Source organism: Phyllobacterium pellucidum, assembly GCF_013327855.1.
In the GTDB taxonomy this organism is placed as follows: domain Bacteria; phylum Pseudomonadota; class Alphaproteobacteria; order Rhizobiales; family Rhizobiaceae; genus Phyllobacterium; species Phyllobacterium pellucidum.
In genome coordinates this window covers 1-1,753 of the sequence record NZ_JABUMX010000014.1, presented here as the reverse complement: position 1 = coordinate 1,753, position 1,753 = coordinate 1, and the positions used below count along the sequence as shown (strand labels likewise).

General features: G+C 62.6%; 2 protein-coding genes. Both read right to left on the bottom strand.

The features are described from left to right. Nucleotides 1-1,585, bottom strand: a 1,585-nt coding sequence (locus HQ945_RS22660; RefSeq protein WP_281358774.1) for a DUF7507 domain-containing protein, incomplete at its 3' end; no start/stop codon positions are given. Beyond that, nucleotides 1,582-1,753: DUF7507 domain-containing protein (locus HQ945_RS23220; protein WP_174208546.1), on the bottom strand; the 172-nt coding region annotated here is incomplete at its 5' end. The genes HQ945_RS23220 and HQ945_RS22660, both read right to left, overlap by 4 nt.

The following is a 1,753-nucleotide window of genomic DNA, read 5'->3' as shown; positions in this document are numbered from 1 at the left end:
CGGTGAGCCGGATGTTCTTCAGCGTCACATTGCCGGTGTTCTTGACGGTGAAGCTATAAGAAATGGTCGAGCCGGCAACATTGCCCGATGGCGGTCCGGTCTTCTTCTCCAGCACCAATGCCGGCGCTGCCGCGATCGGCGTCGTCACCGCGCCGTCGCTGCTGATATCGCTGCCCGACGGCGGCGTTCCGGTGACGGTGGCGGCATTGTCGACCTTGCCGGCATCGATGTCGGCCTGTTTGAGCGTATAGAGTGCGGTAAAGGTCGTGTCGTCGAAAGCACCCGGGGCAAGTTCGGCAATGGCATCGCCGCTGACCACGGCATCCTTGAGACTGTCGGTGAGCCGGATGTTCTTCAGCGTCACATTGCCGGTGTTCTTGACGGTGAAGCTATAAGAAATGGTCGAGCCGGCAACATTGCCCGATGGCGGTCCGGTCTTCTTCTCCAGCACCAATGCCGGCGCGGCCGCGATCGGCGTCGTCACGCCGCCGTTGCTGCTGATATCGCTGCCCGACGGCGGCGTTCCGGTGACGGTGGCGGCATTGTCGACCTTGCCGGCATCGATGTCGGCCTGTTTGAGCGTATAGAGTGCGGTAAAGGTCGTGTCGTCGAAAGCACCGGGGGCAAGTTCGGCAATGGCATCGCCGCCGACCACGGCAACCTTGAGGCTGTCGGCAAGGCGGATGTTCTTCAGCGTCACATTGCCGGTGTTCTTGACGGTGAAGCTATAGGCAATGGTCGAGCCGGCAACATTGCCCGACGGCGGTCCGCTCTTCTTCTCCAGCACCAGCCCTGGCGCCTGCGTTGCCGTCGCCGTTGCGGTCACGTCCGGCGACTTGGTGGTGCCGTCCGTGGCCGAGGCGATGTTGACCACCTTGCCGGCGTCGAGATCGGCCTGGGTGACGGTGTAGGTAGCGAGGCAGAGTATCGTTGACTGAGGTGGGAATCGCGCGCGCAACAGGCTTGGACAATTGATAGGGTTTGCAAACTTGTCGTCGGTGATGCTGATCGGCTTGGTGATCGTCACATTGCCGCTGTTGGTGACCTTGTAGGAATAGCTGATCTTGTCGCCGACCGCCTTGTACGGATTGCCGGCCGTAATCGTCTTTTCGACCTGCAGGGTAGATGATGCTACTGCATTGGCCGTTGCGGTCACGTCGGGCGACTTGGTGGTGCCGTCCGTGGCCGAGGCGATGTTGACCACCTTGCCGGCGTCGAGATCGGCCTGGGTGACGCTGTAGTCGGCCGTGCAGGTCAAGCTCCCGCCGGGCGCAAGTTTGCTGTCTGTCGGCACCGGGCAGGTCACCGTCTTGATCCTGTCGTCGCTGACGCTGACCGGCTTGGTGATCGTCACATTGCCGCTGTTGGTGACCTTGTAGGCATAGCTGACCTTGTCGCCGACCGCCTTGAACGGGCTGCCGGTGGTGACCGACTTTTCGAGTTTCAGCGCCGGCGCCTGCGCGGCGGTTGCCGTTGCGGTCACGTCGGGCGACTTGGTGGTGCCGTCCGTGGCCGAGGCGATGTTGACCACCTTGCCGGCGTCGAGATCGGCCTGGGTGACGCTGTAGTCGGCCGTGCAGGTCAAGCTCCCGCCGGGCGCAAGTTTGCTGTCTGTCGGCACCAGGTGCAGGTCACCGTCTTGATCCTGTCGTCGCTGACGCTGACCGGCTTGGTGATCGTCACATTGCCGCTGTTGGTGACCTTGTAGGCATAGCTGACCTTGTCGCCGACCGCCTTGAACGGGCTGCCGGTG